This window comes from Halobacillus sp. BBL2006 (assembly GCF_000786645.1).
In the GTDB taxonomy this organism is placed as follows: Bacteria; Bacillota; Bacilli; order Bacillales; family Halobacillaceae; genus Halobacillus.
The window spans coordinates 1-7,099 of sequence record NZ_JRNX01000141.1; the positions used below are offsets into that span (position 1 = coordinate 1).

General features: G+C 41.8%; 7 protein-coding genes, 1 tRNA gene and 1 pseudogene. 1 reads left to right on the forward strand and 8 read right to left on the reverse strand.

Annotated features, from left to right (window positions below; genetic code table 11):
• Positions 1-106 precede the first annotated feature (106 nt).
• From LD39_RS05140 to LD39_RS05155, 4 genes are all read right to left on the reverse strand, one after another.
• Positions 107-655: a methylated-DNA--[protein]-cysteine S-methyltransferase gene (locus LD39_RS05140; RefSeq protein WP_035543629.1), complete on the reverse strand. Its 549-nt coding sequence runs from the start codon at positions 653-655 to the stop codon at positions 107-109.
• A 70-nt stretch (positions 656-725) separates the two neighbouring features.
• Positions 726-1,859 carry a tRNA epoxyqueuosine(34) reductase QueG gene (queG, locus tag LD39_RS05145; RefSeq protein ID WP_035543630.1) on the reverse strand — a complete coding sequence of 378 codons (1,134 nt, stop codon included), beginning with the start codon at positions 1,857-1,859 and terminating at the stop codon, positions 726-728.
• Positions 1,860-1,875: 16 nt separating this feature from the next.
• A complete protein-coding gene (locus tag LD39_RS05150) occupies positions 1,876-3,585 on the reverse strand; it encodes an ABC-ATPase domain-containing protein (protein WP_035543631.1) in 1,710 nt (569 codons plus the stop codon).
• Positions 3,586-3,737: 152 nt separating this feature from the next.
• Positions 3,738-3,811 (reverse strand) — tRNA-Gly (locus tag LD39_RS05155).
• Positions 3,812-4,086: 275 nt separating this feature from the next.
• Between LD39_RS05155 and LD39_RS05160 the strand changes: the two genes are divergently transcribed.
• The gene (locus LD39_RS05160; RefSeq protein WP_035543633.1) at positions 4,087-4,275 is read left to right on the forward strand and encodes a hypothetical protein; all 189 of its coding nucleotides are present in this window, start codon (positions 4,087-4,089) and stop codon (positions 4,273-4,275) included.
• 368 nt (positions 4,276-4,643) lie between these two features.
• Here LD39_RS05160 and LD39_RS05165 read toward each other — a convergent pair whose 3' ends face one another.
• The 4 genes and pseudogenes from LD39_RS05165 to LD39_RS05180 all read right to left on the reverse strand — a co-directional run.
• Positions 4,644-5,096 carry a hypothetical protein gene (locus tag LD39_RS05165; RefSeq protein ID WP_035543635.1) on the reverse strand — a complete coding sequence of 151 codons (453 nt, stop codon included), beginning with the start codon at positions 5,094-5,096 and terminating at the stop codon, positions 4,644-4,646.
• A gap of 223 nt (positions 5,097-5,319) precedes the next feature.
• Positions 5,320-5,868, reverse strand: a complete 549-nt coding sequence (locus tag LD39_RS05170; RefSeq protein ID WP_035543638.1) for a hypothetical protein — start codon at positions 5,866-5,868, stop codon at positions 5,320-5,322.
• 170 nt (positions 5,869-6,038) lie between these two features.
• Positions 6,039-6,515 carry a hypothetical protein gene (locus tag LD39_RS05175; protein ID WP_035543640.1) on the reverse strand — a complete coding sequence of 159 codons (477 nt, stop codon included), beginning with the start codon at positions 6,513-6,515 and terminating at the stop codon, positions 6,039-6,041.
• A 174-nt stretch (positions 6,516-6,689) separates the two neighbouring features.
• Positions 6,690-7,099, reverse strand: a pseudogene (locus tag LD39_RS05180) (TraB family protein); the annotation flags it as partial.

Below are 7,099 nucleotides of genomic sequence, written 5' to 3' on the forward strand. Positions count from 1 at the left end.
GAAGTTGATGAGTAGGATTCATAGCCTTTCCCCCTTTTTTTACATCCTATGAATAAGGAGAACAAACCATACAAAAAAGCTGCCCTCCCTGAAAAGGGAGAGACAGCTATTGTCTGTTAGGCAGAACCACATGATTTTTTTCAAACTCTAGCAATTGTTGTTTTTTCTCAAGACCGCCTGCATATCCTACTAACTTCCCATTACTGCCGATGATTCGGTGACATGGCACAATAATGGAAAATGGGTTCTGGTTGACTGCGCCACCAACGGCGCGAATCGCTTTAGGGGTATGCATAGCAGCAGCAATATCTTTATACGAACGAGTTTCCCCATAAGGAACAGTATGAAGCAGCATTCTCCATACCTTTCTTTGAAACTCGGTTCCATAACAATTCAAAGGAACAGTGAATTCAATACGTGTTCCATTAAAATATTCTTCAATTTCATTTTTTGTTAGTTGTACATATTTATGATCTGGATCATAGACCAGCTCACCTTTGAGAAAGTGCTTCTTTTTCCAAGATTGGTAAGAAGCAATACGGTCTTCATAATGTCCAAAATCTATTCGACATACTCCTTCATCGTTCGTTAAAACAGTCATTGGACCTAAAGGAGTATTAAAAGTGTCATAATATAAGAAAGACCGATGGTTCATAGACAACCCCTTCTTTTAACAGTTTTTTCTATTATACAAAAGTCCTTAGTAGATGAAAAGGTACATATGGTCATAAATTGGCAAATTGTAGCCCTTTTTCCATCTCATAGAGGACTTTCTCGTCATCTTCATGGACCTTGGCATGTTCAATGGCTTCAAAGCATTCTGGCGTACCGATTTTCCCTAGACCCCACGCGGCGGTTCCGCGGATGACAGGCCTTGGGTCATTGTTCATGAGACGAATCAGTTCACTGATTGACGTTTCATCACGGTAGTGTGCCAAGGCTAAAATAGCGTTTCGTTGGATCGGCTTTTTTCCTCTCCATGAACCGGAAATAAATCCGAACGTTTCTTTAAACTGACGGTTTGAAATTGACAGCAGGGGTGTCAATTTCGGCTTCACAACATCAGGATCAGGTTCAAACTCCTCGTGATGGTGGAAATCCTTTTTCCTGTTTTTCGGACATACCGTTTGACACGTATCGCATCCATAGAGCCGGTTTCCAATTTTACTACGGAATTCGTCTGGGAGAAATCCTTTCGTTTGGGTGAGAAATGCAATACAGCGTTGGGCATTCAGCTGTCCCCCCTGTACAAGTGCTCCTGTTGGACAGGCGTCCACACAAATATTGCAATCACCGCAGCTATCATCTACAGGTTCATCAGGAGCGAAAGGAATGTTCGTAACAAGCTCCCCTAAATATACATATGAACCGAATTCTGGAGTGATCACGGCGCAATTCTTTCCGCTGAAGCCGACCCCTGCTCGCTCCGCTACTGCACGATCAGACAACTCCCCTGTATCTACCATGGATTTCAATTCAACTTCAGGGAAATGTTCTTGTATAAAAGCCCCAAGTTTGTGGAGGCGATCACGCAATACATCATGATAATCTTGCCCCCAGGAAGCGCGGCAGAATATACCACGGCGATCTCCCTTTTTGCTTTTTGGAGCATCATGCATTTTAGAAGGATAAGCCAGGGCGATGGAAATGATCGATTGAGCACCCGGAAGTAAACGCCCCGGTTCTGTACGCTCGTCTACACTGCCTTTTTCAAAACCAGACTGATAGCCTAGCGCTTCTTGGCGTTTCAACCGGGCTTTCAGCTCACCGAACACATCCGCTGAGGCAAAGCCAATCTTATCGATGCCAATTTCTTTGCTGTAAGCAATAACCTCTTCTTTAAATTTATGAAAATCCACCCTGTCTTCCTCCTTTCTATCTTAAATCTTTTACTTTAGCTGTTCGAATTCGATTTAATGTTGCAGCAATTTCGAAACGTCTAGGACGCGCCAGTTCCCCAGGATGCTGATCTTTGAATGGCGCAAAGGCTGCTAGTCCCTTCGTATCGATTTGCTGCTCCACGTCATCAAGTAGTTCTTTCAAGGACTGCTCTTTTTTTAGAGCGCCCTTTTTCTCCATATGCATGATCAAATCTGCAATCAGACGTGTTTGGGAAGGATCGACAAGCTGTTCGATTCCATCTAAATCAATATCCGTTCTCCCCATGATGATTGTTGTTCGTCCTTTTGCCTGTACCTTCTCTTTTTTTCCACGTCTCGTCTGCAAACTAGCTGGCAAGAAGGCACGCGCGGGTATTGTACCGAACTCCTGCTCTGCCACCACTGCACGCTTGCTTGGGTAGCGTTCGGCTATCTCTTTCGCCCTACCCGTGACATTATGAGGCACATACTGATCCATCATGATCACATCATCTGCGACGTTAAAATAATCACCTGAACCGCCCATGACAAGAATTGTTGACACATCAAGGTCATCACGCATTTGTTTAATTTTATCTATAAAAGGTGTGATTGGTTCTTTTTCTTTAACAACCAACTCCTGCATCCGCTCATCACGAATCATAAAGTTCGTTGCACTCGTATCTTCATCAATCAGCAGCGTGTCTGCACCGGCTTCTAATGCTTCAATGACATTCGCAGCCTGGGACGTACTTCCACTCGCGTTTTCTGTGGAAAATTGAGTCGTGTCCGCCCCGTGCGGAAGGTTCTTTATAAACGGAGAGATATCCACGTTCGTTACCTGTCGTCCATCTTCTGCACGAACTTTCACCGCTTGTGGATCAGTCACAACGTATTCTCTTCCGTCCCCTTTGACATGAGGATACACCCCACGTTCCATTGCATTCAACAGGGTACTTTTACCATGATAACCGCCACCAACGATTAAAACAATCCCCTTGTTCAGGGCCATGCCAGTGATCGGCTCGTTCCTATGAGGGATCGAGAAAGATACTCTGTTTTCTTCAGGACTTGTGAATGGAACTGCATTCTTCATCGGGCGATCACTGATCCCACTTTCTCTTGGCAAAATGGACCCATCTGCGATGAAGGAAATCCAGTCGTTTTCCTTCATTTCTATTTCAATCGCCTCATGCTGGTCGGCAAGGTCGCAGGCAGCCTGCAATTCCTCATCTTTCACAGAAAAAACAGAGTACTTCATCACTTCGGGCAGCACCTTGAAAAAAAGCTTTTCTGCTTCCCTGCCATTAATACGGCGTCCATTAGCCGGAAGACCTACTGTTAAACAAACAGTCATATCCTGTTCGCCAAGCGTGACGGCAGTTCTTTCTAAAATTTCCTGACCGGGCTGATCGACGGCGACCATTCCGCTTTTACCTGATCCCTTGACGTGCGTTTGATTCTTCACTACGGCTTTTGAGACCGTACGTGTCAGTCCATCCTCCGTGTACACTTTGCGTCGAGCCGTTTCTTTCCAAGAAGGTTGGATTGCTTTCTTTTGATTCGGAATACGAATTCTTATTTTAGAGGGTGCCGCAAAAGGGTCCCCCTGCACATAGTCAATAAACAACTCGTAATCAGAAAAAGAATACTTCCCCTGAATCTGTTTATATCCTTTATAACTTTTGCCATCAATTTGCTTTAATTGTTGCTGTAATTTTTTCATGAACTGGATTCCTCCTATGAAAGAAATATCTACTTTAAGGGATATCCTTTTTGCTTCATTAAAAAACGCAATGCTTCGTTATCCTTTAACGAAACACTGCGTTGGCTCACATAGTATAAAATAATGGCGTACTCTCTATAAAAGAAAGTCATTGGAGCGGGTGAAGGGAATCGAACCCTCATCATCAGCTTGGAAGGCTGAGGTTTTACCACTAAACTACACCCGCAAAAGTTCAAATGTTTATTGGTGTTTCCGTCTGTCGGAAGCACATTTGTTATTATAACAATCGAATTCTACTGATGCAACACGAAATTTACGAATTTTTGTCGAAAAATTAATCTCCTATTTACATAGAGAAATAGAGATATTGCTATTATACGGAGGATCAGGCGTTTGTAAACTAGTCCATATGTACCTATTCACGATATCAACAGGTCTGAAACCTTTCTTTCTGTTTTGCGTATATAAAAGAAAGAACCTTTCTGAAGAAGGAGGCCCGGCATGATCAACTTATTACTCGGAATTGGCATGGTTGGAGTATTGGGTTTGTTTTTATGGAGTTACGCTTTCGATCCCAATAATTCCGTCGTTGTCTCATTTTCGAAAAAGAACTTTATTCTTACACTCATTGTCCTCGGGTTGTTCACCTTGTACCTGCTCTCCACAGGAATCTACTATACTTTTCTATAGAATCTAAAAAAGCCGCCAGATGGCAGCTTTTTTAGGTTTGTTTTGATTTGAATACGAAAATGGTTGAGAATATGAGGAATGCTAGGAAGTTGAGAACATCGATGGAAAGTCTTATCATCTCTAATAAAGTTGTGGCATCCAAACCCCTCACCTCCAAAATTGCATTCACCGTCATATTGCTAATATTTCTGAAGTGGAAGTGCAGGTATTCAGTAAGGATGTGAGAAGAAGTTTGTATAGAATTTACGGTGTTACGTGTTAATGTAACCAAACTCTCTACTTTTATGCAGAAGTTAATTAAGGATCTTTCCTTCCCAATCCTATACACACAAAAAAAAGAGCCCATTAGAGGACTCTTTTTTTCTAGTTTATAAAATGACCGTATTCTTCAGTGCAGCAATGAGGTGTTCAAAATCTTCATTGACTTGGTTAGAGAATTCCGGTTTCTTGTAATTTTTCTCTTGTGATGTCGATAGCCCTGGCTCAATCAATAACGTCCTTCCACCCATAAGCTCGACTTCCAATTTTCTAGGAGGTGTATTGTCTGACATGCTGTAATCGACAAACCATTCTTTCATGGAAATGATCCTTTGCGTAAATAAAGTTTCCTTCGTAACCGCCATGTCTTTTGAAATTCCAAGAATCGTCAACGTCCGGTCGTTCCGGTTCACAATATACAACTGTTGTTCATCCGGAGTCAGTACCTCTAATGAGCAATAGTTGTCTGACTCAAAAACTTCTTCCGTGAATTCCAAGATAGCAGCTTGACGCAAATTTTCCAGACTAGAAGAATTCAACCTTTCTTTTAGTTCGATGGACAATTCCATTACCTCCTTATTGATATTCATAGGTAATGTCCCCGCCTTATAAAGATAGAAAACTTATATTGGATAAAATAAACAATAATTACCATATGGAGGAAGGGGCCACCGTATAAAAGGTACGATTTCCTCGACATTATCTAAAAAAATACGCTAAGAGAAAAGTCTGACAGGAAAAAAACTATGTATTCTCGTGGGTGGACAGTCGAAGAGGAAAACGAGTTCACAACTCCAGATCAATGTATCTGAATTTCTTAATCGCCTCAAAATAGTAATTCAAGTCTTTTTGTTTAAGAGCTTTAGAAAAGTTTCTACTCGCTTCTTTTGCGAATAGGTTCAATTGTTTATGGTCGGATAGATCAAGCAATTGATTGATCCACTGCTGCTTCTCTTTATTTTCGCTCTCAAGCTTGTCCCAGTCGTAGCTGTGTGGGCCATAGGCGAGATCGTCTTGAATTTGATCCTTACCGATCTTATCAATCAGCTCTCTAACTTGCGGATTCTCATCGGTCACTTCCTTGATCGATTGTACAATTTTACCTTCGACTAAGGTTTCTCCATTATAATCAGGCCGCTTTAGATTACTCACCTGCTCTTCTTCTTTCCCAAGGGTAACCGTTTCATAAGCGTGAGAGTTGTCGACCTTATCCTCCTTCATTGTCTTTTCCGCTTCCTTTTGCTGACCAATCCCATCACTTTGGGTTAATTGCCAGATGCCTATGCCTATCGCGATAACACCAATGATGGATACGCTTTTTACAAATGTACTCATTTATATTCATCCTTTTATATTTTAAAAAGTCTAAATGTTGTAATCTTTTGTAATATAACCGTAACATTTGATGTAAATAATGTAAATATAGCTCGAAAAAGTGATCCATTTCTTTTTCGAGCAAAATAAAAGACGCATGCATCGGCGCAAGCGTCTTTTCACTACGCATTCTACTTTTCGGCCTCTCTAAACGCTTCATCCTTTCCAACAAAGGCGATCATGGTAGAAACATTTTCACCCTTTTCACTATCACAACTTTCTACATAAACGATGGGGCCTCTTCTTTGTATGTACTCACATGTAAAGTTTCCTTTCGGTGCTCCTTTATAACCCGCATAGGAATTATGAAACCGAATCGACTTTCCATCTGATTCAAACTTGTTTTCATAATGTGATCCATCAGGGTCAAATATCGAAACCGTTGCAGATGCCTCTTCTTTGTTTTCAGCAGCCACAAGAAATTCAACCAACTGATCGATGTTTTCAACCTCTAACGCTCCTTGGCGAATCTGATCAAAAGTAGTGGTCTTGTGCTCAACAATAACATGTCCATCCTTTTTGGCATCATCAATGGTGTACGTTTCTTCCGCTTTCCCTGTACATCCAATTAAGAACAGCAAGACAAGTAATCCGATGGCTTTCTTCAAAGAATCCCCTCCTTCTCCCTTAACTCCTTCTACTCAATTACTTTCATTCCTTTTTTTAACATATAATTTGTTGAATCCTGTTTTTGAGTACAATCACGAGCTCAAAAAATCAACCACAAGATTTAACAAGTCCAAAAAAAAGAGAGAGCTGAGTTTGCTCTCTCCTTTCGTCCATTATAAATTTTCAAAGAATAAACGGATCACGTCAGCTCCACCGATTAGTGTACCAAGAGAGCTTCCGATATTCGCTAATAATACGACAAGCAGGATCCTCGTCACTTTGTTACTCCAAAAGCCTTTCACATTCGTCACGTCTTCAGAAAGTGTGTCAAAATCGGAAACGTTTGGTCTGCGGAAAAATGCCTGGACAAATCCGGCGAACCACCCAGCAGCAATCAGGGGGTTCAAGGATGTGATAGGAGCTGCCACAAAGGCTGTCAACACGGCAAGAGGGTGAGCAAGCGCGGCGGCTGCCCCAATTGCCGAGAACGAACCATTCCATAGCACCCAGCTGATGGTTTGCTGTGTTCCCGCTTCAGGATTAGCTAAAAACGTATATACAATGATGGATATAATAAGTAATG